Genomic DNA, 25,981 nt, shown 5'->3' on the forward strand with positions numbered 1-25,981 from the left:
GCTCGCGATGGGCTGCAAAGCAGCCCCCGGGGCTATCCGCTGCGAAGCTGAAACCTTGGGGCCGCTGCGCGCCCCATCGCGAGCTGTGCTCGCTCCTACCCCGGGGCGGCGCAAAGGCCAGGGCCGGGGTAGGCGCTCGCGACAGGGCCCTCAAAGGGCGCCGAACACCTTCTTGGCCAGGCTGGTAGCTGCCTGCGCCGGGTTCTGGCGAATGCTTTCTTCCTGCTTGGCGATCATCTCGAACAGCCCGTCCAGGGCCTTCTCGGTCACGTAGTTCTCGATGTTCGCGTCATTCTTGATCAGCCCCAGGCCCTTGGCCTGGCCGGCGAAGGCGTTGTACTGCTGGGCGACGCCCACCTTGTCGGTGGCCTGTTTCACGATCGGCAGGAACTTGGCGCGAATCTGCTCACGGCTGCTCTTGTTCAGGTACTGGGTGGCCGAGTCCTTGCCGCCGCTGAGGATGCCCTTGGCATCGGTCACGGTCATCTTTTTCACCGCATCCACCAGAATGGCCTGGGCTTGTGGCACCGCCGCCTCGGCCGCCTTGTTCATGCTGGTTTCCAGGGCGTCGACCTGATCGCCCTTGCCGAACATCTTCATCGCCTTGGCGGCCTTGCCGAGGTTACCCGGCAGTTCGATGCGCACATCGGGGTTGTTGCTGAAACCACCGGGGGTGCTCAGCTGCTTGACGGCAATTTGTGCACCCTGGGTGAGGGCGTCCTTCAGGCCGCCGCTGGCATCGGACTGGCTCAGGTCGCCGAGCGACAGGGCCAGGGCGCTGGCCGACAGCAGCAGGCCGGCGCACAGGGTGGTGAAGCGCAGGGAGGCGCGAATCATGGGAAGTTCCTTGTCAGACGAGAATGTTCGGGCTCAGCGTACCGGGTCGACCTTGATCCGCAGCGGTTGCGGGTCGCTGCCGTCGAGCGCCACGCCATGGTGTGCGGTGTTGATGAACAGCAACTTGCCGTTCAGCTCGATCCGCGCGCTGACCGCGTAGCGGTGGCCAGGCTTGACCTGCGCCGGGTCGTAGTTGAGCTGGAAGGGTAGTGGCACATTGCCTTTGATCGGGCCGGCTTGGCGCGCCAGGGTCACGGCGGGGGCGTCCATCAGTGACACGTCCTGCAGCTCGACGCTGAGGGTGGCCGCCGGTGGCAGGGCGATGCGCTGCACGTAGAAAACTTCACCCGCCAGGCTGGCCTGGGGGGACGGGGTATGGCTGGAACAGGCCGCGAGCAGGGATGCGCAACACAGCATAAAGAGCTTTTTCATGGAATCTCCGGTGTCCTTGGAGTCGGCTTGTGGCCAACTCCACGGACTTTAGCGGATTTTCCGCGCCGGGTGGTCAATCCATGCGGTTGCCGCCGTGGATACCTTCGGTCAGGTTACCGCCGTGGATACCGTCGGTCAGGTTGCCGCCGTGGATGCCTTCTTCCACGGTGCCGCAGAAGTAGCCTTCGTCGTTCGAGTCAATCTTGTCGACGGTAACCTGTTGGCTGCCGGTGACGCTTTGCAGATCGACAGGATGCTGGCTGGTGTTGATGTACAGCAGCTGGCCATCCTGCTCGATGCGCACGGCCAGGCTGTAACTGTGGCGAGGGTCGATCTGGCTGCTATCGAAAGTCAGTTGCAGCCGGACCGGGAAGCGGCCAGCACAGCGCAAGCGCAGCTCGGCAAGGCTTACCGATGGCCCATCGGCCAGCGACACATCGAGCAAGCTCAGTTGAACCAGGCCAGAGGCCGGCAGGGTGTTGTCGTCGGAGGAAACGATTTCAACGTCGAGCGATTTCATCTGGGTCATATCATGCTCCTTGAGCGGGATTCAGGTGATGCAGCGAGCTCATCCTGATTCCCACCAAGGGCCGATGGCAGATAGAAACCCTTACCCTTGCACGCTGTCCACCGGTTCATCGCGGTGCAGGGCCACCTGGCGGATCGACAGGCGCAGCTCGGCCGACAGCACACGCTTGGCCACGCCTTCGGTCAGTTCGCCGAGCTTGTCGTGATAGCCCAACTTGCCGTTGCCGTCCGGGCGCAACACGCCTTGTTGCACCAGGGTCTGGATGAAGTGGCGGAACAGGGTCTTGTCGAAGAACTCCGGCGCATTCAGGCCATGCAGGATCGACAGGCGCTGGGCCATCATCACGCACAGGTCTTCCAGCTCCTCGGCGTTCAGGCTGTGCTGGCCGCTGTTGAGCAGCAGCGAGGTGGCCATGTAGAAGCGCTGCAGGGTCTGGGTGATGGTGCGCGCCAGCAAGGTCAGCAGCACGAACGGCCGCGAGCTGGGTGCCGGGCGTAGGTACACGCCGTTTTCCTGGCGCAGCAACCCATGCTCGACCAACGCCGCCAGCCATTGGTCGATCACCTCGTCCAGTTGCTCCGGTGCCCAGCGCAGGAACAGCTCGGCCTGCAGGTACGGGTACAGCGCGTGCACGTACTGGCCAAGCAGTTCGCGGCTCATGCGCGAGCTGCTGAGGAAGAAGCTCGCCAGCAGCGCCGGCAGGGCGAAGATGTGCAGGACGTTGTTGCGGTAGTAGGTCATCAGCACGGCCTGGGCTTCATCCAGGTAGAGGATGCGGCCCAGGGCGTCCTTCTGTTCGGCCAGCAGGTCCATGCCACGCACGTGCTCGATCAGCGCCTGGCCGTCGCCGTCGGGCAGGGTGGTGTGCGCCGAGTAAGGCACCTTGCGCAGCAGCGCCAGGTACAGGTCCAGCACACGGCTCAGGGCGCGTTCGTCCAGGGCCAGGCGGCTGGTGGATAGCAGCGCCAGGGCCACCAGGTTGACCGGGTTGACCGCCGCGGCCTCGTTCAGGTGACGGGCCACGGTTTCACCCAGGCGGGTGGTGGCCGCGTTCAGCCAGGCCGGGCGGAACTGCGGGCCAAGCTCCTGCTCGCGCCAGCCGGGTTGCTGCTGGTCAAGGAACCCTGCCAGGCGGATCGGCTCGCCGAAGTTGACCGACACCTGGCCGAAGCGCTGCTTCAGCGCGCCGATCACCTTGAAGATGTCGAAGATCGACTCCTTCTTCTTGGTTTTCCCGCGCAATTCGCCAAGGTAGGTGCGGCCTTCGAGCACCCGCTCGTAACCGATGTACACCGGCACGAACACGATGGGCGTGCGCGAGGAGCGCAGGAAGCTGCGCAGGGTGATCGCCAGCATGCCGGTGCGCGGCTGCAGCATGCGCCCGGTGCGCGAGCGCCCGCCTTCGACGAAGTATTCCACCGGGAAACCCTTGGTGAACAGGGTGTGCAGGTATTCGTTGAACACCGCGGTGTACAGCGGGTTGCCCTTGAAGGTGCGGCGCATGAAGAACGCCCCGCCGCGGCGCAGCAGGCCGCCGATCACCGGCATGTTGAGGTTGATGCCGGCGGCGATGTGCGGCGGTGTCAGGCCGTTGCGAAACAGCAGGTAGGACAGCAGCAGGTAGTCGATGTGGCTGCGGTGGCAGGGCACGTAGATCACTTCGTGGCCCGGGGCGATGCCCTGTACCTGCTCGATGTGGTTGACCTTGATGCCGTCGTAGATCTTGTTCCAGAACCAGCTCAGCACCACTTCGAGGAAGCGGATGGCGGTGTAGGTGTAGTCCGAGGCGATTTCATTGCCGTAGCGCAGCGCCAGGGCTTCGGCCTTGGCCTGGGGCAGGTTCTCGCGCTGGGCCTCCTCGCTGATGGCCTGGCGCACCAGGGGGGCGTGTACCAGGCCTTTGACCAGATTGCGCCGGTGCGAGATGTCCGGGCCGATGACGGCGCTCTTGAGGTTGCGAAAGTGCACGCGCATCAGGCGCTGGGCCATGCGCACGGTTCGCTCGTGGCCTTTGTTGTGCTGTACCAGCTCGCGCAGGTGAATGGGCGCGGAGAACTGCACGCGGGTCTTGCGCCCCAGGATCAGCACGGTCAGCAGCCGGCGCAGGCGCCCGGTGACTGCCCAGCTGTCGGCGAACAATAGCTTCCACGGGCTGTTCTCGCTGGCCGGGGTCTGCCCCCAGAACACACTGACCGGAATGATCTGCGCGTCTTCCTCGGCGTGCTGACTGATGGCGGCGACCAGGCGCTCCAGGGTAGGCGGGGCGCCGCGCTTGTCGTGGCGGCCAAGCCAGTCTGGGTCCGGCGTCAGGTAGAAGAACGCCGCAGGCTCATGCAGCGGGCCGACCGCCACCGGCAGCACCGGGCGTGGCAGCCCGGCCTTGGTGCATTCGCGGTCGACCACGGCCAGGTCGGTGAGCGAGGGCGAAGGCAGGGCATAGAACACCGGCCGGCTGCGGTCGAGCTTGAGGGTCAGCGAGGACTGGTTGATGGTCTCGGAGCGCACCCACAGGTACATCAGGCGACGCAGGGCGCCGAAAATCAGGCGGCGCAGAGGGGAACGGGTCATGGGGTGAGTGCCCTGGGTATGAATTCGAAGAGTGGACAGCCATTTAGTCTGTCGTATCGGCGTAAGTTCAGCAAAATACGGTAAATAGCGCGGCGGTCATGAATATTTTTTGTTCTGTGTCATATACTCGGCCTGCCCCTTGCAAGATATTTCGGCAAGCGGCGTCGACATAGGGAGGACACCCTGTGTCTACAAGGCGATCTTCACAATAAAAATCCGGAGTAGTTCAGATGTCGTCTCGTGAGACTGGGAATGTAAAGTGGTTCAACGATGCCAAGGGCTATGGCTTCATTCAGCGCGAAGGTGGTGCGGATGTGTTCGTCCACTATCGGGCGATCCGCGGTGAGGGGCATCGTACCCTGGTCGAAGGGCAGCGGGTGGAATACGCCTGCGTGCAGGGCCAGAAAGGCCTGCAAGCCGAGGACGTAGTAGGCCTCTGAGCCACGGGCTTGTAGGAGCGGGCTTGCCCCGTGAACACCGGCGCTGCCGGTGCCCGCCACCGTGCTGGCGGCTTCGCGGGGCAACCCCGCTCCTACAGAGAAGGCCAGGCCTTCAGGTACGCCAGGTGATTTCCTCTTCACCGTCGGCGCTGATGCGCACCCAGCGGTCGGCATCTTCCTCTCCGTCTTCCTCCACCCAGCCACCCGGCGCGCAACGCACTTCCACGTTCAGTGCGGCGAACGCAGCGCGGGCGCAGGCGACATCATCGGCCCACGGCGTCTGGTCGCTTTCCAGGTAAAGGCTGTTCCATTTCCCTACAGCCTTGGGTAACCAAGTGACTGGAATGTTACCGGCCTGGCACTTGAAGGTCTGGCCTTTTTGTTTCCATTCGCTGCACGGGCCGATGGCCTGGGCCAACCACGCGGCAATCTGCTGGTGGTCGACGTCGGTGTCCTTCAGGTAAATCTCGATATCAGGTTGGCGCATAAGGGCTCCGGGTGTGCTCAGTCTTGGCGCACGAAATAGTCATAACGCATGGAAACGGTGACCTCGAACGGCTCGGGCTGGTCGATCACCCGGGCGCGTTTCTCGGCACTGGCGCGCCAGCCGTGCGGGGTCATCGCCAGCAGGTCGGCACGGGCCTTGGGTTCGGCCAGGCTCAAGCGGAACTCGAGGACTTCGCCATGGGCATGGGCCATGCCTTCGGGGATCAGGGCCAGGTGCTTGTCGTCGGCGTAGGGGCGCACTTGATCGTAGAGCACTTCGCGCAGCTCCATCAGGTGCCCGCTGGTGGGGCCGACGCGCATCAGGCCGCCACCTGGGCTGAGCAGGCGCTTGGCCTCGGCCCAGTCCAGCGGGCTGAACACACTGGCAATGAACTGGCAGCTGGCGTCGGCCAGGGGCACACGCGCCATGCTGGCGACCATCCAGGTCACCTCGGGCGCGCGGCGGCAGGCACGCTTGACCGCTTCGCGGGAGATGTCCAGGGCGTAGCCGTCAGCCCCAGGCAAGGCCTGGGCCAGCTGCGCGGTGTAGTAGCCTTCGCCGCAGCCGATGTCGAGCCAGGCGCCGGGCTGGCGCTGGGCAGCAAGCTCGGCCAGGCGGCGGGCCACCGGGGCGTAGTGGCCTGCGTCGAGGAACGCCCGGCGGGCTTCGACCATGGCCTGGTTGTCACCTGGGTCGCGGCTGTTCTTGTGCTGCACCGGCAGCAGGTTCAGGTAGCCCTGGCGGGCCCGGTCGAAGCGGTGGCCAGCCGGGCACACCACGCCGTTGTCGAGCGGGCTCAAGGGCGCCTGGCAAAGAGGGCAGGCCAGCATCAGGCGAGCAACCGGACCAGGGTCTGGTAGTAGATTTCGGTCAGCAGGTCGAGGTCGCTGGCCAGAATCCGCTCATCGACCTGGTGGATGGTGGCGTTGACCGGGCCAAGCTCGACCACCTGGGTGCCCATGGTGGCGATGAAGCGACCATCGGACGTACCGCCGCTGGTGGACGGCTGGGTTTCGCGGCCAGTGACACCCTTGATGCTGGCGGCCACGGCATCGAGCAGTTCGCCAGGCTCGGTGAGGAACGGTAGGCCGGAGAGCGCCCAGTCGATCGTCCAATCCAGCTCATGCTTGTCGAGAATCGCCGCAACCCGCGCCTGCAGCCCTTCAACGGTGGACTCGGTGGAGAAGCGGAAGTTGAACAGCGCGGTGAGTTCGCCCGGCACCACGTTGGTGGCACCGGTACCGGAGTTCAGGTTGGAAATCTGGAAGCTGGTGGGCGGGAAGAAGGCATTGCCCTCGTCCCAGTGCTCGGCCGCCAGCTCTGCAAGGGCCGCTGCGGCCAGGTGGATCGGGTTGCGGGCCAGGTGCGGGTAGGCCACGTGGCCCTGCTTGCCGCGCACGGTCAGCTTGGCACCGAGCGAGCCGCGGCGGCCGTTCTTCACCACATCGCCGAGCAGGGTAGTGCTCGACGGCTCACCGACTATGCACCAGTCCAGGCGCTCGTTACGTGCCTTCAGGCGCTCGACCACGGCCTTGGTGCCATGGTGGGCGGGGCCTTCCTCGTCGCTGGTGATCAGGAAAGCGACCTTGCCACGGTGGTTCGGGTAGTCCTGCACGAAGCGTTCGCTGGCCACCACCATGGAGGCCAGGCTGCCCTTCATGTCGGCGGCGCCACGGCCGCACAGCATGCCGTCGGCATCGATCAGCGCCTCGAATGGCTCGTGCTGCCATTGCTGCACCGGGCCGGTGGGTACCACGTCGGTGTGGCCGGCGAAGCACAGCACCGGGCCTTCCTGGTGGCCGTGGGTGGCCCAGAAGTTGTCGACATCCTCGATACGCATCGGCTCCAGCTGGAAGCCCACGGCGCCCAGGCGGTTCATCATCTGTGCCTGGCAGTCGGCATCGACGGGGGTGACCGAGGGGCGGCGGATCAGGTCGCAGGCCAGTTGAAGGGTAGGCGTGAGCTCGGCTGGGGCCGTCATGTAAAACTCCGGAAACAGGGCAAGGCGGGCAAGGAGCGGTAGTTTAAAGCAAAAAACCTGGTGTGAAGCGTGCACTCGCGTGATTGACCCGGAAGGCTTGCCTGCAGGGGAGGTTGTTCATGCTGAAGCTGGCTTGCCAGGGCGGTTAGGTTGCGTCGGCCCTCAGTGGGCAAACCAACTCACAACCATAGGTAGTAAAACGTTATGCGTATCAAGCAGTGGATAGCCCTGGGTATGGCACTGGGGTGCAGTTCGGCGGTATTTGCGTCTAGCACGGATGTCATCGTGACCGGTGTCATCAAGCCGGCAGCGTGCACACCATCGTTGGGCGGGGGAGGGAGATTCGACTTTGGAAATATTTCGGTCAATCAATTGCAGCAAGGCAGGGAAACTTCCTTCACATCGCCGGTACAGCAACTGGCAGTGAACTGTGATGCGCCGGTCCGGTTTGCCTTGCGGGGGGTTGATGGCCGGGCAGGTACCGCGATCGGGGATGCGGACAGTCCTTTGGCTTTTGGCCTGGGTACCAACGATCGTAACCAGCGCATTGGTGCCTATTTCTTGCAAGCGCCGGCCAACAGTTTTGTAGCTGACGGCAACAGTTCGGTTCGTCGCCTGCGGACTGTTGATGGGGGGGCATCCTGGGGTGTAGACGGCAATGTCCTCATCACCACGCTGTACAACGGCACTGAGGGGCACTTCCATGGCTTTGCTGTAGGCGCCCAAGTACCTACTGCCATCAAGCAGCTGACTGCTGACTTGTTTGTAAACATGCGAATTGCCGCCCTCAATGACCTGACAGTCACCGACGACACCCTCATCGATGGCGCCTCGACCATCGAGGTGTCCTACCTCTAAAGCACGCTGAGGCCGCGCTTGCCGCCAGGTTGGCCAGCGCCCGACGCGTTCCTGTCACCTGTTCGCTGCCCTTTGGGGCAGCGAACCTGCCTTGCAGGGTGTCGTGCATGAGCATGTTGAAGCGAATGTTTTGGAGTGCAGGTTGCCTGCTGCTATTGGCCCAGGGCGCCCAGGCCGCTGGCATGGTCCCGGAAACGTCAGTGTTGATCGTCAACGAAGCCGACGGGGAAGCATCGATCTCGGTGCGAAATGATGACCCGACCCCTGCGCTGTTACTCGTGACCCTGCAGAACTTGCCGGAAGACGAAGCGCCGCTGCTGTTTCTCACCCAGCCCGCCTGGCGGGTCGAGGCCGGCCAGGAACAGCGGGTGCGGTTCATGCTGCGTGCAACTGAACCGTTGCAGACCCAGCGCTTGAAACGCGTGATTTTCGAAGGCGTGCCCCAGCAGGCGGTGCCTGCCGCCGGGGTCGCCAGGGTAGGGGTGAGCGTGAGGCAGAACCTGCCGGTCATCATCCACCCCAAGGGCTTGGCGCCCAACCGGTCACCTTGGGAGGGTTTGCAGTGGCGTCAGGAGGCCAGCGGCATAAAGGTCGAGAACCCGACCCCCTACGTCGTGCGCCTGGCTCAGGAAGTCCGGCTGATGCCAGGGGATGAGCCCGCTTACTTACCGCGCACCTACGTGTTGCCTGGGGAGTCGCTGGCGCTTCGGCAGGCGCCTTCAACCCGCGACCACCAGCGGGTGCGGCTGTTTCCAGCCACGGTGTACGGCTTTGCCGTCGATGAATTCGAAACCCCACTGCTGGGTGGGCGCAATTGAATGAGCAGGTGGGGCCGTGTCGGGCAGTGGCCAGGCAGTGCCTGATGGCGTTCCCCCTGGCCCTGCTGCTGCTTGAATGCCGCGCCAGCGAGGGCCCCAATTTTGACCTTGAACTGTTACGTCAGAGGGGGCTGAGTGAGGAGTTGGCCAGGTACTTTCAGGAAAAGCCCCGCTTCACGCCAGGTAATCACACGGTGAGTTTGCAGGTGAATGGCAACCGGGCAGGGCAGGCCCTGGCACGGTTCCTGGAAGACGGCAGCCTGTGCATCGATGCCGCGCTGCTGGAGGCTGCCGGTATAGAGGTGCCGCCCCCCCCGTCACCGGGCGAGCCTGCCGACACCTGCATCGACTTGCTGGCCAGCCACCCACAATCGCAGATACAGGCCGACCCGCAGTCGGCCAGCCTGTCCATGGTGGTACCTGCACACGCCCTGCGCCCAGTTGCTGCGCATGATCTCTCAGCCTATGACACCGGCGGGTTCGCGGCCCTGTTCAACTACGACGTGACGATGCTCGACACCCGCTTCAACGATGGCAGCAACAGGGCCTGGACCGTGCTGACCGAACCTGGCTTCAACCTGGGTAACTGGATCGTGCGCAGCCGCCAGGTTGCCAGCCTTGGCCAGCAGGGCAACCGCTTCAACGCACTGGAAGCCTATGCCCAGCGAACGTTCGCCGACCAGGGGGCGGTATTGCAGGTTGGCCAGATTCATATGGCCAACCCTGTCTTGTCTGGCGTGCCCATCGATGGCTTTCAGCTGTTCTCCGAACAGGCATTGGGGCACTTGCAGCAAAGACGGGTGGTTCAAGGGATCGCCACGACCCAGGCAAGGGTCGAGATCTACCAGCGTAACCGCCTGATGTACGCGACCGTTGTGCCCCCTGGGCCGTTTTCCATCGACAGCCCGGTACCGCTGGATGCGTTTGCCGAACTGGAACTGGTGATCCATGAAGCCACGGGTGAGGAGCGGCGCCTGGTCCTGCCCGCTACCCCCAGTGCTGATGGCCTGAACGGAGGGTATCAGTTGGGCGTCGGCCAACTGCGAAACAGTGATAGCGCTTCACCTTGGGTGCTCAGTGCCGGGTGGAGTGGGGGTGTGCTTGAGGGCGTGGCGCTGGGCGGCGGTATGCTGGCCACCGAGCGCTACCTGGCAACCGGCTTTGCCCTCGGTGCCCAGCCATGGGCGCAGGCCCAGGTGCAGTGGGCGCTGGGTTATGCGCAACCGTTGCGCCGTGAGGGCGGTACACACAGCCAGGTGACCCTCAGCCAGCAGTTTGCCGAAGGCTGGGGGGCAAGCTTCACGTATGGGCTGCAGAGCCAACATTATCAAGACCTTCAACAGGCGCTGGCGCCGCCACGGCGTTCGGCGGGCCTGCGCGACCACGCCAGTATTGGCCTGTCTTGGCAGGGGACGGCGCTTGGAAACGTCAGCGTTGGCGCTAGCCAAGCGCGCAATCACGGTGGCAACGCCAGCAGCCAGGCCAACCTGCGCTGGGGGGCGACCCTTGGCCAGGTGTCGTTGAATGCCGGTATGGAATGGCGCCTGAAGGGGGCAAGTGATCGGGGGCGGCTGATGTACCTGAGCGCCAGCATGCCCTTGGGCGCCAATCGTCGGCTCAATGCATCGACCCGAGGTTCGAGTGGCAGCTACCGTTCCTCCGTTACCTTGCGCGAGCAGGTAAGCGACACCTTTTCCTATCGACTGGGTGGCGGCCATCAAAGCCATGATCCGGTGCTGCGGCCAAGCCTGGGTGTTTCCTGGCTGGCGCCCTTGAGCCAGGTACAGCTGGACTACGCGCAAACCGGCGCCGACGCACAGAACCTTGCGTTGAACCTGCGCGGAGGCCTGGCCGGGCATGCCGATGGCATTACCTTGTCGCCGTACCCGATACAGGACACCTTTGCGCTGATCGAGGTGGGTGACCTACCGGGCGTGAAGGTCGAGACGCCCAGCGGCCCAGTGTGGACCGATGGCAAAGGGCAGGCGCTTGCCGCGCAGGTGCGGCCCTACGCCGATAACCGGGTTCAGGTAGAACCTCGCAGCCTGCCGCGTAACGTCGAACTGGAGAACAGCCTGGGCATCGTACGCGCCGGCCGGGGCGCGATTTCCCGGTTGAGCTTCGCGGTCGAGCGAACTCGGCGCGTGCTCTTGCAAACGACCCTGGGCGAGGGGCCGTTGTCTGCGGACAGTGCGATGGTGGTCGACGCCAACGGCAGTTTCGTGACGATGGTGCAAGCCGGTGGCCTGATATTCCTGCACGACTATCAGCACAGCGAGCGCTACCAGGTGGTTTCGCCAGGTGGGGCTGGCTGTGCGCTTGAATTCAACCTCGGCGACCCAACAGACCCGGAGCACTACTATGAATCGACCACGGCGCGCTGCCATGCCTTGTGAAAACGCCAGGCCAATGCAGGCGGCGACTTGCCGCCCAGGTCGGTACGCCATGCTGCTCGGCGGGCTGGGTTTGCTGATGATTGCCCAAACAGCCCTCGCCGCCGCCCCAAACTGCCAAGTTTCGCTTGGGCAGCCGCTGGTCGAGTTTGGCCAGGTCAACCAGACCCAGCTGGAAAACCTGGGCAATCGGTACCGGTTGGGGGAGCGGCGGCTGCAAGTGGCGGTGCAGTGCCCTAAGAGCACGGAAATGGTCTTGCGCTACCTGGCCGATGGGGCAGATGGCGAACACTTCGGTTTCGGCGAGCGGGGAACGTATTCACTGCAGCTTTCCGATGCCAGGCTCGATGGGCAGCCAGTGGCCTTGGGGGCCGCAAACTCGCGTGACCATGGGCTGGCACAGGGTGACCCGCTTCGCTGGCTGCCTGGCATGCAGGTTATGCCGTTACAGGCAAACAGCCCGCTTGGCGGTACACGGTTCGCCGCCCAGCTTACCGTTCAGGGCTGGCTCGGCCAGGCATCCCAGGCGCCGAGTGACGCACAGCTGCAGGCCAGCGGCCTGCTGGAAGTTGGCGGTGGGGCGGCTGAGCTGGCGTTACACGCCCGTGTCGTTCCCGCTGCGTGCACACTGCACCTGGGCAATGGCGGCCGGGTGGACTTTGGGGTGATCGAGCCCGGCCGGTTGTCGCCCGACACAACCAGCACCTTGCACCGCGCCTTGTCTGCCTCCGTGGCCTGTGAAGGGCCTACCCGGTTCGCCGTGCGGGCGATGGATAACCGCCAGGCAGGCAGCTTGCGCCCCGCGCAGGTGGCGGCCAGCACCGCCCTGTTCGGCGCAGGCAGCCAAGCCAATGATGGCCTTGCCTGGTCATTGCAGTTCGACGGGGCGCTACTGGGCGATGGGCGCGCGTTGCACCCGCTGTATGCCATGCCGGGTGAAGCGGGTTGGGTACCGAGCGCGGGCCCGGCTTTCTTTCACACCGACCATCGCCTGCTGGGGTTCGCAAGTGGCCAAGCCACAGGCGCTGGCCCCACATCGATCAGGCGGCTTGAAGCCATGCTGAAGGTCGAGCTTTACGTGGCGCCGTTGCGCCAGCTCGACCTGCGTGACGAGATTGCCGTCGATGGTGCGGCCACGCTGGAGCTCGTCTATCTATGAGCCCCGGCTCCAGGCGGCCACCCCTTGCGCTCAGGTGTGTACCGGTTGCGCCTCGGCGACCGGCTTGGGCAGCGACGACAGGAACGCCATCACCAGCGCTGCCACATACGGCAACGACTGCACCAGCAGCATGGCCACCCAGAAGCGCATGTCTGAACTGGGCAGGCCTTGCACCAGGAAAATCCCGGCCGCCGCGCCCCACAGCAGCAACATGATGAACAGCTCTTCGCGCGCCTCGGAAATCGCCACCAGCAAGCCATGGCTATCGGCATTCTTCGGCGTGCGGAAGAACGGCATGCTGCTGGTGAAGAACCCGTACAGCACCGCCTTGGCGATGGTGTGCGACAACGCCAGCCCCGCCAGCGCCGCGGCGAAGGCATCCTTGAGGTTCACCCCCACTGCGCGGCGGTAGAGGAACACGATCTTGCCGACCTTGAAGAAGAACAGCGCCAGCGGCGGGATGGCGAAGATCATCAGCGGCGGGTCGACCCGGTGCGGCACGATGATCATCGCCGCCGACCACAACAGCGCACCGACGGTGAAGAAGATGTTCATGCCGTCGGCAATCCATGGCAGCCAGCCGGCCAGGAAGTGGTAGCGCTGGCCACGGGTCAGCTCGCTGCCCTTGCCGCGCAGCAGGGCGCCGGCATGGTGCTTGATGATCTGGATGGCGCCGTAGGCCCAGCGGAAGCGCTGCTTCTTGAAGTCGATGAAGGTGTCGGGCATCAGGCCCTTGCCGTAGCTGTTGTGGGCGTAGGCGGCCGACAGGCCTTGCTCGAACACCCGCAGGCCCAGCTCGGCATCCTCGCAGATGCACCATTCGGCCCAGCCCAGTTCCTGCAGCACGCTGCGCCGGGTCATGGTCATGGTGCCATGCTGGATGATCGCGTCACGGTCGTTGCGGGTGACCATGCCGATGTGGAAGAAACCCTTGTACTCGCTGTAGCAGAGCTTCTTGAAGGCGCTTTCGTGCTGGTCGCGGTAGTCCTGGGGCGATTGCACCACGGCGATCTTCGGGTCGGCGAAGTGCGGCACCATGTGCTTGAGCCAGTTGCGGTCCACGCAGTAGTCCGAGTCGATCACCGCGATGACTTCGGCGTCCTTGGCGGTATGCGGGAGCAGGTAGTTCAGCGCGCCGCCCTTGAAGCCGGCCAGTGGCGCCACATGGAAGAACTTGAAGCGCTCGCCGAGCTTTTCGCAGTGGGCCTTGAGCGGTTCCCACACGGCGGGGTCTTTGGTGTTGTTGTCGATCACCAGCACTTCGTAGTCTGGGTAATCGAGGGCGGCCAGGGCGTCGAGGGTCTGCTTGACCATCTCCGGGGGCTCGTTGTAGCAAGGCACGTGCACCGACACCTTGGGCCGGTAGGCACTGTCGGCGTGCACCGGCAAAAATTCGCGGCGGCGCTTGAGCGTCCACACCGCCTCGGCCAGCTCGTGGGCCTCGGTCATCAGCACAATGAACACGCCCAGCGCACCGAGTGCCAGCAGCACGCCAACGGTGAGGCTGAACCAGGTACTGTACTGCTGGCTGTAGTCATAGGCGATCCACACCAGCACCGACCCGCACAGGAAGGTGATGAAGGTCAGGAAGGTACGCCCGCGCTGGCGCAGCGCCGAGCCGTCGATCAGCAGCACGGCCAGGGCGATCATTGCCAGTACCACCGAGGCCACCGCCAGGGCTCGCCACTGCGGGATTGCCACCACCGGCCCTTCGAAGTTGAACTTCTGCTGGCGCTCGGCGTTGTACACGCCCCAGTAGGCGCCCACCGAGCCTTCGTCGTTGGCCTTCCAGGGCTGGTCGTAGGCTTCGATGACGAAGTAGTTGTAGCCGCGGCGGTTGAGGGTGTTGACCAGGGTGCGCAGGTAGATGGCCTGGTCGGCCTGGGTGGCGTCGGCGCCGCCGCGCATGCGGCCGTTGCTCGGCCAGCCGACTTCCGACAGCAGCAGGGGCTTGTGCGAAAACTGGTGGCGCAACTCGCGGGCGCGGTCGAGCACGAACTGCACCGAGTCCTTCACCGGCACGAATTCCCAGTACGGCAGGATGTGCGCGGCAATCAGGTCGACATGCTTGGCCAGCTCCGGGTGTTCCTTCCAGATGTGCCACTGCTCGCTGGTGGTCACGGGCACCTTGACGGCGGCGCGCACGCGGTCGAGGTACTGGATCAGTTCCTCGGGCGTGACCTCTTCGCGGAACAGCGCTTCGTTGCCGACCACCACGCGCACCACGCTGCGCGAATGGTTGGCCAGTTCGATGCCCTTGGCGATCTCGCGTTCGTTGCGCTCAAGGTCCTTGCTGATCCAGATGCCCAGGGTTACCCGCAGGCCAAACTCCTCGGCCAGCCGGGGAATTTCGGCCTGGGTGCCTTCAACGGTGTAGATACGGATGTTGTCGGTCAGCTTGTTCAGCTGCTCAAGGTCCTGGCGCATCTCGTCCTCGCTGGGGTACTGGCCCTTTTGCGGGCTTTCGCCAAGGCGAAACGGCGAGTACGAGAAGCCGGAGATCTGTTCCGGCCAGGCAGGTGCGGAAACCGGGCGGTTGATCAACGCCCAGAAACCGGTGAACAGCGCGGCGATGGCCAGGACCACCACCAGGTTGAGGCCGAATTTGCGAGAAGACATTGTGATCCGTTTCTGTCCAAGTGAAAGGATATTAAAGCAGCAATGGTAGGGTGTTTCCTAACGATGGAGGTAGAGGCGGCCACTGGCCTATAATGCGCGCCGGTTTTTTGCGGTAGAGCGCCCAGGGGTATCCACATGAGCACAGAAGATCCACGCTTTGCCGGCGTTGCCCGGCTGTACGGCGACGAGGGCCTGCAGCGCCTGAACCAGGCCCATGTGGCGGTGGTCGGCATTGGCGGGGTGGGCTCGTGGGTGGCCGAGGCGCTGGCGCGCAGTGGCGTGGGCGAAATCACCCTGTTCGACCTCGACGATGTCTGTGTCAGCAACACCAACCGCCAGGCCCACGCCCTGGAAGGGCAGGTGGGGCGGCCCAAGGTCGAGGTGATGGCCGAACGCCTGCGGGCGATCAACCCGGCAATCACGGTGCATGCAGTGGCCGATTTCGTCACCCGCGACAGCATGGCCGAGTACATCACCGAACAGCTGGACGCGGTGGTCGACTGCATCGACAGCGTGATGGCCAAGGCCGCATTGATCGCCTGGTGCCGGCGGCGCAAGATCGCCATCGTCACCACCGGCGGCGCGGGCGGGCAGATCGACCCAACGCAGATCCAGGTCGGTGACCTCAACAAGACCTTCAACGACCCGCTCGCCTCGCGGGTGCGCTCCACCCTGCGCCGGGACTACAACTTCTCGCGCAACACCAGCCGCAACTATGGCGTGCCATGCGTATTTTCCAGCGAGCAGCTGCGTTACCCCAAGGGCGACGGCAGTGTGTGCCTGCAGAAGAGCTTCGTCGGCGAAGGCGTGCGCCTGGACTGCGCCGGCGGCTTTGGTGCGGTGATGATGGTGACCGCGACGTTCGGCATGGTGGCGGCGAGCAAGGCCATCGAGAAGTTGGTGGCGGGGGCGCGGCGGCCCTCGGAGCGGGTCAAGCCCGAATAACCGTGCCGCGAGTAACCCGCTCCCACAACGGCGTATACGGTCTCTGTAGGAGCGGGCTTGCCCCGCGAAGCAGGCGCCGCCGACTTAAGCGGTAGCCACCAACTCCGCCATCCGCTGCAACACCGCATGCAACCCATTGCTGCGCGAAGGCGAAAGCTGGCGCTCCAGCCCCAGCTGGCTGAACCATTCACGCAAGTCCAGGCCGCCCAGTTCCACACTGCCCAACCCCTGCACCCGCACCAACAGCAGCGCCAGCAAACCCCGCAACAACCGCGCATCGCTGCTCGCCTTGAACCGCCACAGGCCGTCAACCCGTTCGGCCACCAGCCACACCAGGCTTTCGCAGCCATGCACGCGGTTGGCCTCGACCTTCTCGGCCTCGTCCAAGGGCTCCAGGCGATCGCCAATTTGCATCAGCAGCCGTGCCCGCTGCTCCCAACCCCGCGCTTGCTCGAACTGGGCCAAGGCCTCCTGGGCCGGAATCGGCAGGGTCATCGCAACAACTCCAGGCCCTGATCGAGCGCGTCGAAGAAACGCTGCAGGTCGTCACTGTCGTTGTACAGCCCAAGGGAGACCCGAATCGCCCCGTCCAGGCCCAGCCCCCTGAGCAGCGGCATGGCGCAATGGTGCCCGGCGCGCACGGCGATGCCCTGCTCGGTCAGCAGGTGGGCAATGTCGGCATTATGCACGCCGTCGATCACGAAGCTGGCCAAGGCCGCCTGCGGCGAGCCAATCACCCGCACACCCTCGCGGTCGGCCAGGCCGCGCAGCAGGTGTTGGTGCAGGCTGTCTTCGTGGGCCTGCACGGCCTGGGCGTCGAGGCTGGCCAGGTAGTCGAGCGTGGCCCCCAGGCCGATCACCCCGGCAATCGGCGGGGTTCCGGCCTCGAAGCCCAGCGGCGCAGGGCGAAAGCTGGCGCTTTGATAGTCGGCCAGTTGCACCATCTCGCCGCCGAATTGCCAGTGGCGCAGCGCGTCCAGCGCCTGGCGCCGACCATACAGCACGCCGACACCCTCCGGGCCGTACAGCTTGTGGCTGGAGAACACATAGAAGTCGCAGCCCAGTTGCTGTACGTCATGGCGGCCATGCACCACGCCCTGGGCGCCATCGACCACGGTCAGCGCGCCTTGGGCGCGGGCGTGGGACAGCAGCGTTGGCAGCGGCTGCCAGGTGCCCAGCACGTTGCTCAGTTGGCTGATGGCGAGCACGCGGGTGCGTGGGCCGATCAGTTGCAGGGCCTGGTCGAGGTCGATGTGGCCATGATCGTTCAGCGGCAGTACCACCAGGCGCAGGTTGCGCCGCTGCGCCAGTTGCTGCCAGGGCAGCAGGTTGGCGTGGTGTTCCACGGCGCTGATGGCGATCTCATCGCCTGCCTCGAAGCGGTGTTCCAGGCCATAGGCCAGCAGGTTCAGCGCCGAGGTGGCGCCATGGGTGAACACGATCTGCTGCGAGGTCCCGGCATTGAGCCAGGCAGCCACCTTGTCCCGGCTGGCTTCGAAGGCCTGGGTCGCCAGCGCGCCAGGCAAATGCTGGGCACGGTGCACGTTGGCCGCACCATGGCCGTAATAGTGGCTCAAGGCGTCGAGCAGGGCCTGGGGTTTCTGGGTGGTAGCGGCGCTGTCCAGGTAAGTCTGGTGCTGGCGTTGCAGTGCGGCGATGGCGGGGAAATCGGCGCGCCAGGGGGAGGGCTGGAACATGTTCGCGGGGCCTGGAATGAAAATCGGGTCTGGCGCATGCACGCCAGACCCGATCTTAACACTTCAAACCGCCATGGGTTCTCAGTTGTGGGCGTGCAGCGCCTCGTTCAGCTCGATGGCCGACTTGTGGGTCTTGCACTCCACCGCGCCGTTGAGCGAATTGCGGCGGAACAGCAGGTCGGTCTGGCCAGCCAGGTCGCGGGCCTTGACCACTTTGACCAGCTCGTTGTTCTCGTCCAGCAGGTTCACCTTGGTGCCGGCGGTAATGTACAGGCCAGCTTCAACGGTGTTGCGGTCGCCCAGCGGAATGCCGATACCGGCGTTGGCGCCGATCAGGCAGCCTTCGCCGACCTTGATGACGATGTTGCCGCCGCCCGACAGGGTGCCCATGGTCGAGCAGCCGCCGCCCAGGTCCGAGCCCTTGCCGACGAATACGCCAGCGGACACGCGGCCTTCGATCATGCCAGGGCCTTCGGTGCCGGCGTTAAAGTTGACGAAGCCTTCGTGCATGATGGTGGTGCCTTCGCCGATGTAGGCGCCCAGGCGCACACGGGCGGTGTCGGCGATGCGCACGCCGGCCGGGACCACGTAGTCGGTCATTTTCGGGAACTTGTCCACTGAGAACACTTCCAGCAGCTCGCCCTTCAGGCGCGCTTCCAGTTGCAGCTCGGCCAGTTCGCCCAGGTCGACGGCGCCCTGGTTGGTCCAGGCCACGTTCGGCAGCAGTGGGAAGATACCGGCCAGGCTCACGCCGTGTGGCTTGACCAGGCGGTGCGACAGCAGGTGCAGCTTGAGGTAGGCCTCCGGGGTGGAGCTCAGCGCTGCATCTTCGGCCAGCAGGGTGGCGACCAGCGGCTTGTGGCTTTCGGCCAGGCGGGTCAGCAGGGCGGCCTGGGCGGCATCGACGCCTTTCACGGCTTCAGCCAGCTGGGCGGCCTGGGCATTGCTGAAGGCGATGGCCTGGTTGCCACCTTCGTAGCCGAGAATTGGCGCTACCGCGGCAACCAGCTCGGCGCTCGGGTTGAGCAGGGGTTGTGCGTAGAACACTTCCAGCCAGGTGCCCTGGCGGTTCTGGGAGCCGACACCGAAGGCCAGGCTGAACAGGGTATTGGACATGTGATTACCTCGTGCGAAATAGGGTAGGGGCTCAGGCCAGCGCGGCGGCGTACAGGTCGGGCTTGAAGCCGACCAGGGTGCGACCACCAAGGTCGAGCACCGGGCGCTTGATCATCGACGGCTGGGCGTGCATCAGTTCGACGGCCTTGGCCTGGTCGAGGTCGGCCTTGCTGGCGTCGTCGAGCTTGCGGAAGGTGGTGCCGGCACGGTTGAGGATGACTTCCCAGCCGTGTTCGTCGCACCAGCGGTTCAGGCTGTCACGGTCGATGCCTTGGGTCTTGTAATCATGGAATTGGTAGGCGATGGCTTTTTCGTCGAGCCAGGTACGCGCCTTTTTCATGGTGTCGCAGGCTTTGATGCCGTAGAGCGTGTAGGTCATTGTGTGCATTGAGGCCAAAGGCTGCCCCAATCTCTCCATTTCCGAATGTCAGTCGCGGGATTATGCGGGAACGATCCTCGCGGCGCCACGCCCGTGGCGCTCCTGTTGATCGATCGGGGATGCCGCTCAGGCGACCAGACGCTGAACCGATCCGAGGATCTCATCGCCATGTTGCTGCTCGGCGGTGCGCAGGTCGAAAGCGCTTTGCAGGTTGAGCCAGAACTCGGGCGTGGTGTCGAGGCAGACGGCCAGGCGCAGCGCCATATCGGCGGAGACGCCGCCCCGCTCGCGCAGGATATTGTTGACGGTGGGGGTAGCGACGCCCAAGGCCCTGGCCAGCGCGGCGGCGCTGAAGCCCATTTCTTTCTGGAAGTCCTCTCGCAGGATTTCACCGGGATGGATTGGACGCATACCGTTCTTGAGCATGATGCACCTCAATGGTAATCGACAATTTCAACGTTGGCCGGACCGTTATCGGTCCAGGTAAAGCACAGGCGCCATTGGTCATTGACACGAATGCTGTGCTGGCCAGTACGGTTTCCGCTCAGGGCCTCCAGGCGATTACCGGGTGGCGAGCGCAGGTCACGTAGTTCTGATGCAGCATCGAGCATGGCCAGTTTGCGTTCTGCGACTGATTTGATATCAGCCCATCGCCGTGTCTTCCCAGTGGTGAAGAGTGCTTGCGTATCAGTACAGATGAAGCTTCGAATCATGCGTCTGAATGCTTAACGTTATTCGTTAAGCTTGATTATACGGCCCTGTGTCAACTTTACAAGTGAACGCAGGCACCCGAGATACTCACGATGCCTGGGTATTATCATGTTACATATTTACCGGGCACCTGCGACTATCGTGCAGCGGTATCGATTCATCGATGACCGCTAACATATTGTTTCAATGGCGATCTCTCGCCCCCCGTTCGTCGTTTCAGGTTCAAGAAAGGAAGCCTTCACGGATGCAGTCCGCCTACACCGTCCTCATCCTGCTGACGCTGGTAAGCGTGTCAAAACTGGTCGGGCGCATGATCCCGCTGCCGTTGCCCCTGGTGCAGATCGCCGCCGGCGCGCTGTTGGCCTGGCCGACATTGGGCCTGCATGTGGCCCTGGACCCTGAACTGTTCCTGTTCCTGTTCCTGCCGCCATTGCTGTTCGCCGACGGCTGGCGAATCCCCAAGCGTGAGCTCTGGCGCATCCGCGGGCCGGTGGTGGCCTTGGCCGTGGGGCTGGTGCTGTTCACCGTGGTCGGTGCCGGTTACTTCATTCACTGGTTGTTGCCGAGCATTCCACTGCCGGTGGCCTTCGCCCTGGCCGCCGTGCTGTCGCCCACCGACGCGGTGGCGGTATCGGCAATCACCCAGGACCGCCTGCCGACCCCGCTGATGCACATGCTGCAGGGCGAGGCCCTGATGAACGACGCCTCGGGCCTGGTGACCTTCAAGTTCGCCCTGGCGGCTGCCATTACCGGCGCGTTCTCGCTGGCCGATGCCAGTTTCAGTTTTGTGCTGGTCGCCCTTGGTGGCCTGGCGGTGGGGGTGGCCCTGAGCTGGCTGATCGGCCGTTTGCGCGCCTGGATGATCGCCCGCGGCTGGGATGACCCGGCCACCCACGTGGTGTTCATGTTGCTGCTGCCCTTCGCCGCCTACGTGCTCGCCGAGCGCCTGGGCGTGTCGGGCATCCTCTCGGCAGTGGCCGCCGGCATGATGCAGAGCTGGCTCGACCTGCTGCCACGCCAGACCAGCACCCGCTTGCTCAACCGCAGTGTCTGGTCGCTGCTGGAGTTTGCCTTCAACGGCTTGATCTTCTTGCTGTTGGGCCTGCAATTGCCCGACATCATCAAGGCCGTTGTCAGCCACGAAACCACCGTATGGCCCACCTTGGCCTGGCGCTGCCTGGATGTGCTGGCGATCTTCGCTGCGCTGATCCTGCTGCGCTTCGTCTGGGTGCAAAGCATCTGGCGGGCCATTGGCGTGGTGCGCCGCTGGCGGGGCAAGCCGGCCCTGGTGCTGATGCCGACCATGCGTTCCTGCTGGCTACTGACCTTGGGTGGGGTGCGCGGGGCGGTGACCCTGGCGGGCGTGATGTCGGTGCCGTTGCTGATGGGGGCGGGCCAGGCGTTTCCCGAGCGCGACTTGCTGATCTTCATTGCCGCCGGGGTGATCCTGCTGTCGCTGATCGGTGCCTGCATCGCCTTGCCGCTGTTGCTGCGTGGCATCACCAAGAGCCCTGACGAACGGCTGCATCAGGAAGTGCAGGAGGCCTGGCGGCGGACGGCGGAGGCGGCGATCCACGCCCTGGAAGCAGAGGAAGTGATCGATGCCAATGCACCCCAGGATGCGGCACAGGCCACCTTGGCGACCGAGTTGAAGGCGCGGTTGATGGCCGAGTACCGGGATGAGCTGGACAGCTACAACGACACTGCCGAGGCACGTGCGCTGGCCGAGCAGATGGATTTGCTGGAGCGCCGTTTGCGCTTGCGGGCGCTGCGGGCGCAGCGGCTGGAGCTGTACAGCCTGCATCGCCAGCACTTGGTGGGCGATGAGGTGGTGCGCCAGGTACTGGGCGAGCTGGATATGAGTGAGGCCAACCTGGGGCAGGTCAGGTAGGCCGGCGCAACGGATTTTGCGCCGGCCTGGTAGGAGCGAGCAGAGCTCGCGATGGGCTGCAAAGCAGCCCCGACATCCTGTGCTGCGAAGCTGAAAACCTAGGGCCGCTGCGCGCCCCATCGCGAGCTGCGCTCGCTCCTACCAGGGCCCACCGCCAACGGGTGTGGGGCAGTTAACGATTCTGCAAGAACGCGCGAATCCGCTGCGCCGCCTCGATGCACTCGGCCAACGGCGCTACCAGCGCCATGCGCACCCGGCCAGCGCCGGGGTTCACACCGCCCACTTCACGCGACAGGTACGAGCCCGGCACCACGGTCACGTGCTGCGCCTCGAACAGGTCGCGGGTGAAGGCGGCGTCATCGCCCGGCACCTTGGCCCACAGGTAGAAGCTGCCATCCGGGCGCTGCACGTCCAACACCGGCTGCAGGATCTCCAGCACTGCATCGTATTTGGCACGGTACTGGTCGCGGTTCTCGCGCACATGGGCCTCGTCCTGCCAGGCGGCGATGCTGGCCAGTTGGGTTTGCACCGGCATGGCGCAGCCGTGGTAGGTGCGGTACAGCAGGAACGGCTTGATGATCGACGCATCACCGGCGACGAAGCCCGAACGCAGGCCCGGCAGGTTGGAGCGCTTGGACAGGCTGTGGAACACCACGCAACGGGCGAAATCGCTGCGGCCAAGCGCCGCACAGGCGCTCAGCAGGCCTGGTGGTGGCGCGTCCTCGTCGAAGTACAGCTCGCTGTAGCACTCGTCGGCGGCAATCACGAAATCGTGCTCGTCCGCCAGGGCGATCAACTTTTTCAGGGTGTCCATCGGCACCAGGGCGCCGGTGGGGTTGCCTGGCGAGCACAGGAAGAGGATCTGGCAGCGTTTCCACACCTCGGCCGGCACGGCGTCGAAGTCTGGGTTGAAGCCATTGTTTTCCAGGCATGGCAGGTAATGCGGGGTAGCCCCGGCCAGCAGGGCCGCACCTTCGTAGATCTGGTAGAACGGGTTGGGGCTGACCACCAGGCCGTCGTCGGCGCGGTTGACCACGGCCTGGGTGAAGGCGAACAGCGCTTCACGGGTGCCATTCACCGGCAGGATGTGGCGCTCGGCGTCCAGCCAGCCGGCCGGCACGCCGAAGCGGCGTTCGCACCACTGGCCGATGGCCTGGCGCAGGGCTGGCAGGCCCAGGGTGCTGGGGTAGACCGCCAGCTTGTCGAGGTTGTCGGCCATGGCCTGGGCGACGAACGCCGGCGATTCGTGCTTCGGCTCACCGATCGACAGGGCGATGGCACGCTTGTCCGCCGCAGGCTGCACGCTGCCCAGCAGGGCACGAAGCTTTTCGAACGGGTAGGGCTGAAGCTGGGTCAAGGCATGGTTCATCGGCGCAAGTTCTCGTCAATCGTCTAGTCGTTAAAAGGTCACGCGGGTCGGGCTGCTGTCGCTCGCCTGGCCGGCCTGCAGTTGCTGCACGATGGCTTCCTGCAGGCGGCTGCACAGTTGCGGGTCGGACAGCGGCTGGTTGTCGGCGTCGGTGATGAAGAACACGTCTTCCACGCGCTCGCCAAGGGTGGCGATCTTGGCATTTTGCAGCGACAGGTCGAACTCCAGGAAGATCCGCCCCAGGCGGGCCAGCAGGCCCGGGCGGTCGGGTGCGGTGATTTCGAGGATGGTCACCGGGCGCTGGGCATCGTTGAGGATGGTCACCTGCGGTGGGAAGTTGAAGTGCTTGAGCTGGCGCGGTACCCGGCGCTGGATGATGGTCGGGTAGTCCTCGGGGTTGCGCAGCGCTTCGGTCAGGCCGTCGCGTATCTGCCGAACCCGCTGTGGGTTGTCGCCGATCGAGCCGCCGTCATTGTCGAGCACGATGTAGGTGTCGAGGGTGAACTGGCTGCTGGAGGTGATGATCCGCGCGTCATGGATGTTCAGGTTCAGCTGCGACATGGCCGCCACGGTCACGGCGAAGAAGTCGTGCTGGTCGGGCGCGTAGATGAAGATCTGCGTGCCGCCTTCGAATTCGCGCTGGGTGGTTTCCTTGATCAGCACCAGCGGGCCGCCGTCTGCCGGCTGCTGCAGGATCGCATCGCTGTGCCAGGCAACGTCCGCGGCATTGTGCTTGAGGAAATAGTCGTCGCCCAATTGCGACCAGAGCTGTTCCACATCGTCCGGGTCTGTGCCTTCGCGCACCAGGATGTCCAGCGCCGCGGACTGGGTCTGGCGGATCTGCTCCTCGCGGTCCAGTGGGTGCTCAAGGCCCCGGCGCAGGGCGCGCTTGGTTTCGGTGTAGAGCTGGCGCAGCAGGCTGGCGCGCCAGGAGTTCCACAGGCTGGGGTTGGTGGCGTTGATGTCGGCCACGGTCAGCACATAGAGGTAGTCCAGGCGTTTTTCATCGCCCACGTGCAGGGCGAAGTCGTTGATGACCTGCGGGTCGGACAGGTCCTTGCGCTGGGCGGTGGTCGACATCACCAGGTGGTTCTGCACCAGCCAGACGATCAGCCGGGTGTCCCAGGCCGGCAGCTGGTGGCGCTCGCAGAACTTCTGCGCATCCACCGCACCGAGCTCGGAGTGGTCGCCCTGGCGGCCCTTGCCGATGTCGTGGTAGAGCCCGGCCAGGTAGATCAGCTCGGGCTTGGGCAGGCGGCCCATGAGCTTGCTGGCCAGCGGGAATTTCTCGGACACCGGCGTGTACTGCAGCTTGCGCAGGTGCTTGATGAGGTTGAGGGTGTGCGCATCGACCGTATAGATGTGGAACAGGTCGTGCTGCATCTGCCCCACGATCAGGCCGAACTCCGGCAGGTAGCGGCCAAGGATGCCGTAGCGGTTCATCCGCCGCAGGTTGCGGTGAATGCCGATTTCGCACTTGAACAGCTCGATGAACAGGCTGGTGTTGCGGATGTCCTTGCGGAAGGTTTCGTCGATCAGGTGCCGGTGTTCGCGCAGCAGGCGCACGGTATCGGCGCGCACACCCTTGATTTCCGGGTGCTGGGCCATCAGCACGAAGATTTCCAGCATGGCGAACGGGGTGCGCTTGAACACGTTCGGCTTGGCCGCTTCGATGTAGCCGTCGTGCAGGCGGAAGCGCGCGTTGAGCGGTTGGGTGGTGCCGCTGTCGTCATCGGCGAGGATGACTTCCTCGAAGTGCTGGATGATCAGGTCGCACAGCTGGCTGATGCTCATCACCACCCGGTAGTACTGCTGCATGAACTGCTCGATGGCGCGCTTGGGGTTCTCGTCGGTGTAGCCCAGCAGCGCGGCGATGCTGCGCTGGTGGTCGAACAGCAGGCGGTCTTCGGCGCGGCCGGCGAGCATGTGCAGGGCGTAGCGCACCTTCCACAGGAAGTCCTGGGAGGAGGCCAGCAGCTCGTTCTCGCTTTCCAGCAGGAAACCTTCGCCGGCCAGTGCATGCAGGTTCAAGGTGCCGTACTGGCGGCGGGCTACCCAGAGCACCGTCTGGATGTCGCGCAGGCCGCCGGGCGAGCCCTTGACGTTGGGTTCGAGGTTGTACTCGGTGTCGTTGTACTTGTGGTGGCGGGCCTTGAGTTCGGCACGCTTGGCCAGGAAGAATTCCTTGCTTGGCCACAGGTGCGCGGTGCTGGTGGCTTCGAGCATGCGCTGGCGCAGGTCTTCGGGGCCGGCGATGGTGCGGCTTTCCATCAGGTTGGTGATTACCGTCAGGTCGGCGCGGGCTTGCTCGGCGCATTCGTCGATGCTGCGCACGCTTTGGCCCACTTCCAGGCCAATGTCCCAGAGCAGGGTAAGAAAGCGCTCGATGGCGTCGCGGTACTGTTCGTGCTCGGCGGCGCCGAGCAATATCAGCAGGTCGATGTCCGAGTGCGGATGCAGCTCGCCGCGGCCATAGCCGCCTACCGCCACCAGGGCGATGCCGCTGGGGTCGCCCCAGTCGAATTGGTTCCAGGCCTGTTGCAGGATGTTGTCGACCAGCCAGGCGCGGGCCTGGATCAGCGGGCGGATTTCGGCGCCGGCACGAAAACGCTTGTCGAGCACCTCGCCGGCCTGGCGGATGGCTTTCTTGAAAGCGGCGATAGGGCTCGCCTTGAGGGCCAGTTCCGCCTGGAACTGGCCGCGGTCGAACAGCTCGGGATCCACCTGGGGCATCGCGTCGCGTTCCTGTTTG

General features: G+C 64.6%; 23 protein-coding genes. 7 read left to right on the top strand and 16 right to left on the bottom strand.

Going from position 1 to position 25,981, the window contains the following annotated elements; all coding sequences use genetic code 11:
* Positions 1 to 150: 150 nt before the first annotated feature.
* The 4 genes from F3J45_RS27025 to plsB form a co-directional block, all read right to left on the bottom strand.
* Positions 151 to 837, bottom strand: coding sequence for a DUF4197 domain-containing protein (locus F3J45_RS27025; protein ID WP_167070269.1), 687 nt, complete (start codon positions 835 to 837; stop codon positions 151 to 153).
* Between the two features lie 33 nt (positions 838 to 870).
* Positions 871 to 1,269, bottom strand: a complete 399-nt coding sequence (locus F3J45_RS27030) for a YbaY family lipoprotein (RefSeq protein ID WP_167070271.1) — start codon at positions 1,267 to 1,269, stop codon at positions 871 to 873.
* Between the two features lie 73 nt (positions 1,270 to 1,342).
* The gene (locus F3J45_RS27035) at positions 1,343 to 1,798 is read right to left on the bottom strand and encodes a YbaY family lipoprotein (RefSeq protein WP_167070272.1); all 456 of its coding nucleotides are present in this window, start codon (positions 1,796 to 1,798) and stop codon (positions 1,343 to 1,345) included.
* 81 nt (positions 1,799 to 1,879) lie between these two features.
* On the bottom strand, positions 1,880 to 4,366 hold the full coding sequence (plsB, locus tag F3J45_RS27040; protein ID WP_167070273.1) for a glycerol-3-phosphate 1-O-acyltransferase PlsB: 2,487 nt from the start codon (positions 4,364 to 4,366) through the stop codon (positions 1,880 to 1,882).
* A 230-nt stretch (positions 4,367 to 4,596) separates the two neighbouring features.
* Between plsB and F3J45_RS27045 the strand changes: the two genes are divergently transcribed.
* Positions 4,597 to 4,806 (top strand): cold-shock protein, encoded by a 210-nt coding sequence (locus F3J45_RS27045; protein WP_003252255.1) that lies wholly within the window; start codon positions 4,597 to 4,599, stop codon positions 4,804 to 4,806.
* A 112-nt stretch (positions 4,807 to 4,918) separates the two neighbouring features.
* Here the strand turns inward: F3J45_RS27045 and F3J45_RS27050 are convergent, their stop codons facing one another.
* The 3 genes from F3J45_RS27050 to dapE are packed head-to-tail and all read right to left on the bottom strand — an operon-like array spanning position 4,919 to position 7,274.
* Positions 4,919 to 5,293 (bottom strand): hypothetical protein, encoded by a 375-nt coding sequence (locus F3J45_RS27050; RefSeq protein WP_167070275.1) that lies wholly within the window; start codon positions 5,291 to 5,293, stop codon positions 4,919 to 4,921.
* Between the two features lie 17 nt (positions 5,294 to 5,310).
* The gene (locus F3J45_RS27055; protein WP_167070277.1) at positions 5,311 to 6,123 is read right to left on the bottom strand and encodes a putative RNA methyltransferase; all 813 of its coding nucleotides are present in this window, start codon (positions 6,121 to 6,123) and stop codon (positions 5,311 to 5,313) included.
* Positions 6,123 to 7,274, bottom strand: a complete 1,152-nt coding sequence (gene dapE / locus F3J45_RS27060; protein ID WP_167070279.1) for a succinyl-diaminopimelate desuccinylase — start codon at positions 7,272 to 7,274, stop codon at positions 6,123 to 6,125. Before dapE ends, F3J45_RS27055 begins: the two co-directional genes overlap by 1 nt.
* Before the next feature lie 204 nt (positions 7,275 to 7,478).
* Between dapE and F3J45_RS27065 the strand changes: the two genes are divergently transcribed.
* From F3J45_RS27065 to F3J45_RS27080, 4 genes are all read left to right on the top strand, one after another.
* Complete coding sequence (locus F3J45_RS27065) at positions 7,479 to 8,132, top strand: DUF1120 domain-containing protein (RefSeq protein ID WP_167070281.1); 654 nt, start codon at positions 7,479 to 7,481, stop codon at positions 8,130 to 8,132.
* A gap of 107 nt (positions 8,133 to 8,239) precedes the next feature.
* A complete protein-coding gene (locus F3J45_RS27070) occupies positions 8,240 to 8,950 on the top strand; it encodes a fimbria/pilus chaperone family protein (RefSeq protein WP_167070283.1) in 711 nt (236 codons plus the stop codon).
* A gap of 44 nt (positions 8,951 to 8,994) precedes the next feature.
* Positions 8,995 to 11,346 carry a fimbria/pilus outer membrane usher protein gene (locus F3J45_RS27075; RefSeq protein ID WP_167070285.1) on the top strand — a complete coding sequence of 784 codons (2,352 nt, stop codon included), beginning with the start codon at positions 8,995 to 8,997 and terminating at the stop codon, positions 11,344 to 11,346.
* A 76-nt stretch (positions 11,347 to 11,422) separates the two neighbouring features.
* Entirely contained in the window at positions 11,423 to 12,502 is a 1,080-nt protein-coding gene (locus tag F3J45_RS27080; RefSeq protein WP_167070287.1) for a DUF1120 domain-containing protein, read from the top strand.
* 30 nt (positions 12,503 to 12,532) lie between these two features.
* On the opposite strand, the gene F3J45_RS27085 is transcribed toward F3J45_RS27080, so the two are convergent.
* Positions 12,533 to 15,121: a glycosyltransferase gene (locus F3J45_RS27085; RefSeq protein WP_167070289.1), complete on the bottom strand. Its 2,589-nt coding sequence runs from the start codon at positions 15,119 to 15,121 to the stop codon at positions 12,533 to 12,535.
* Positions 15,122 to 15,256: 135 nt separating this feature from the next.
* On the opposite strand from F3J45_RS27085, the gene tcdA reads away from it, so the two are divergent.
* Positions 15,257 to 16,066, top strand: a complete 810-nt coding sequence (tcdA, locus tag F3J45_RS27090) for a tRNA cyclic N6-threonylcarbamoyladenosine(37) synthase TcdA (RefSeq protein ID WP_167070291.1) — start codon at positions 15,257 to 15,259, stop codon at positions 16,064 to 16,066.
* Between the two features lie 84 nt (positions 16,067 to 16,150).
* Here tcdA and F3J45_RS27095 read toward each other — a convergent pair whose 3' ends face one another.
* The 6 genes from F3J45_RS27095 to F3J45_RS27120 all read right to left on the bottom strand — a co-directional run bounded on the left by F3J45_RS27095 (position 16,151) and on the right by F3J45_RS27120 (position 19,971).
* The gene (locus F3J45_RS27095) at positions 16,151 to 16,561 is read right to left on the bottom strand and encodes a SufE family protein (protein WP_167070293.1); all 411 of its coding nucleotides are present in this window, start codon (positions 16,559 to 16,561) and stop codon (positions 16,151 to 16,153) included.
* Entirely contained in the window at positions 16,558 to 17,763 is a 1,206-nt protein-coding gene (locus F3J45_RS27100) for a cysteine desulfurase (protein ID WP_167070295.1), read from the bottom strand. Before F3J45_RS27100 ends, F3J45_RS27095 begins: the two co-directional genes overlap by 4 nt.
* 81 nt (positions 17,764 to 17,844) lie before the next feature.
* The gene (gene dapD, locus F3J45_RS27105; RefSeq protein ID WP_167070297.1) at positions 17,845 to 18,879 is read right to left on the bottom strand and encodes a 2,3,4,5-tetrahydropyridine-2,6-dicarboxylate N-succinyltransferase; all 1,035 of its coding nucleotides are present in this window, start codon (positions 18,877 to 18,879) and stop codon (positions 17,845 to 17,847) included.
* 31 nt (positions 18,880 to 18,910) lie between these two features.
* A complete protein-coding gene (locus F3J45_RS27110; RefSeq protein WP_205300703.1) occupies positions 18,911 to 19,258 on the bottom strand; it encodes an ArsC family reductase in 348 nt (115 codons plus the stop codon).
* 126 nt (positions 19,259 to 19,384) lie between these two features.
* Complete coding sequence (gene graA, locus F3J45_RS27115) at positions 19,385 to 19,684, bottom strand: type II toxin-antitoxin system antitoxin GraA (protein WP_167070301.1); 300 nt, start codon at positions 19,682 to 19,684, stop codon at positions 19,385 to 19,387.
* 8 nt (positions 19,685 to 19,692) lie between these two features.
* Positions 19,693 to 19,971 carry a type II toxin-antitoxin system RelE/ParE family toxin gene (locus F3J45_RS27120; protein WP_167070303.1) on the bottom strand — a complete coding sequence of 93 codons (279 nt, stop codon included), beginning with the start codon at positions 19,969 to 19,971 and terminating at the stop codon, positions 19,693 to 19,695.
* A gap of 242 nt (positions 19,972 to 20,213) precedes the next feature.
* Between F3J45_RS27120 and F3J45_RS27125 the strand changes: the two genes are divergently transcribed.
* Positions 20,214 to 21,860, top strand: coding sequence for a Na+/H+ antiporter (locus F3J45_RS27125; RefSeq protein WP_167070305.1), 1,647 nt, complete (start codon positions 20,214 to 20,216; stop codon positions 21,858 to 21,860).
* A gap of 172 nt (positions 21,861 to 22,032) precedes the next feature.
* Here F3J45_RS27125 and dapC read toward each other — a convergent pair whose 3' ends face one another.
* Together dapC and F3J45_RS27135 are read right to left on the bottom strand one after the other, a co-directional pair.
* On the bottom strand, positions 22,033 to 23,229 hold the full coding sequence (gene dapC, locus F3J45_RS27130) for a succinyldiaminopimelate transaminase (protein ID WP_167070307.1): 1,197 nt from the start codon (positions 23,227 to 23,229) through the stop codon (positions 22,033 to 22,035).
* A 30-nt stretch (positions 23,230 to 23,259) separates the two neighbouring features.
* Positions 23,260 to 25,962: a [protein-PII] uridylyltransferase gene (locus tag F3J45_RS27135; RefSeq protein WP_167070309.1), complete on the bottom strand. Its 2,703-nt coding sequence runs from the start codon at positions 25,960 to 25,962 to the stop codon at positions 23,260 to 23,262.
* Positions 25,963 to 25,981 lie beyond the last annotated feature (19 nt).

This window comes from Pantoea sp. Ap-967, from assembly GCF_011752565.1.
Taxonomy (GTDB): Bacteria; Pseudomonadota; Gammaproteobacteria; order Pseudomonadales; family Pseudomonadaceae; genus Aquipseudomonas.

Excerpts from the sequence above, each read along its gene's own strand:
- F3J45_RS27080 (WP_167070287.1), top strand. The coding sequence starts at position 11,423 with ATGATTGCCCAAACAGCCCTCGCCGCCGCCCCAAACTGCCAAGTTTCG.
- F3J45_RS27070 (WP_167070283.1), top strand. The coding sequence starts at position 8,240 with ATGAGCATGTTGAAGCGAATGTTTTGGAGTGCAGGTTGCCTGCTGCTA.
- dapD (WP_167070297.1), bottom strand. The coding sequence starts at position 18,879 with ATGTCCAATACCCTGTTCAGCCTGGCCTTCGGTGTCGGCTCCCAGAAC.
- tcdA (WP_167070291.1), top strand. The coding sequence starts at position 15,257 with ATGAGCACAGAAGATCCACGCTTTGCCGGCGTTGCCCGGCTGTACGGC.
- dapE (WP_167070279.1), bottom strand. The coding sequence starts at position 7,274 with ATGACGGCCCCAGCCGAGCTCACGCCTACCCTTCAACTGGCCTGCGAC.
- F3J45_RS27110 (WP_205300703.1), bottom strand. The coding sequence starts at position 19,258 with ATGACCTACACGCTCTACGGCATCAAAGCCTGCGACACCATGAAAAAG.
- F3J45_RS27030 (WP_167070271.1), bottom strand. The coding sequence starts at position 1,269 with ATGAAAAAGCTCTTTATGCTGTGTTGCGCATCCCTGCTCGCGGCCTGT.
- F3J45_RS27025 (WP_167070269.1), bottom strand. The coding sequence starts at position 837 with ATGATTCGCGCCTCCCTGCGCTTCACCACCCTGTGCGCCGGCCTGCTG.
- F3J45_RS27045 (WP_003252255.1), top strand. The coding sequence starts at position 4,597 with ATGTCGTCTCGTGAGACTGGGAATGTAAAGTGGTTCAACGATGCCAAG.
- F3J45_RS27035 (WP_167070272.1), bottom strand. The coding sequence starts at position 1,798 with ATGACCCAGATGAAATCGCTCGACGTTGAAATCGTTTCCTCCGACGAC.
- F3J45_RS27055 (WP_167070277.1), bottom strand. The coding sequence starts at position 6,123 with ATGCTGGCCTGCCCTCTTTGCCAGGCGCCCTTGAGCCCGCTCGACAAC.
- F3J45_RS27120 (WP_167070303.1), bottom strand. The coding sequence starts at position 19,971 with ATGATTCGAAGCTTCATCTGTACTGATACGCAAGCACTCTTCACCACT.
- F3J45_RS27075 (WP_167070285.1), top strand. The coding sequence starts at position 8,995 with ATGGCGTTCCCCCTGGCCCTGCTGCTGCTTGAATGCCGCGCCAGCGAG.
- F3J45_RS27065 (WP_167070281.1), top strand. The coding sequence starts at position 7,479 with ATGCGTATCAAGCAGTGGATAGCCCTGGGTATGGCACTGGGGTGCAGT.
- F3J45_RS27135 (WP_167070309.1), bottom strand. The coding sequence starts at position 25,962 with ATGCCCCAGGTGGATCCCGAGCTGTTCGACCGCGGCCAGTTCCAGGCG.
- dapC (WP_167070307.1), bottom strand. The coding sequence starts at position 23,229 with ATGAACCATGCCTTGACCCAGCTTCAGCCCTACCCGTTCGAAAAGCTT.
- F3J45_RS27100 (WP_167070295.1), bottom strand. The coding sequence starts at position 17,763 with ATGTTCCAGCCCTCCCCCTGGCGCGCCGATTTCCCCGCCATCGCCGCA.
- F3J45_RS27125 (WP_167070305.1), top strand. The coding sequence starts at position 20,214 with ATGCAGTCCGCCTACACCGTCCTCATCCTGCTGACGCTGGTAAGCGTG.
- graA (WP_167070301.1), bottom strand. The coding sequence starts at position 19,684 with ATGCTCAAGAACGGTATGCGTCCAATCCATCCCGGTGAAATCCTGCGA.
- plsB (WP_167070273.1), bottom strand. The coding sequence starts at position 4,366 with ATGACCCGTTCCCCTCTGCGCCGCCTGATTTTCGGCGCCCTGCGTCGC.
- F3J45_RS27085 (WP_167070289.1), bottom strand. The coding sequence starts at position 15,121 with ATGTCTTCTCGCAAATTCGGCCTCAACCTGGTGGTGGTCCTGGCCATC.
- F3J45_RS27050 (WP_167070275.1), bottom strand. The coding sequence starts at position 5,293 with ATGCGCCAACCTGATATCGAGATTTACCTGAAGGACACCGACGTCGAC.
- F3J45_RS27095 (WP_167070293.1), bottom strand. The coding sequence starts at position 16,561 with ATGACCCTGCCGATTCCGGCCCAGGAGGCCTTGGCCCAGTTCGAGCAA.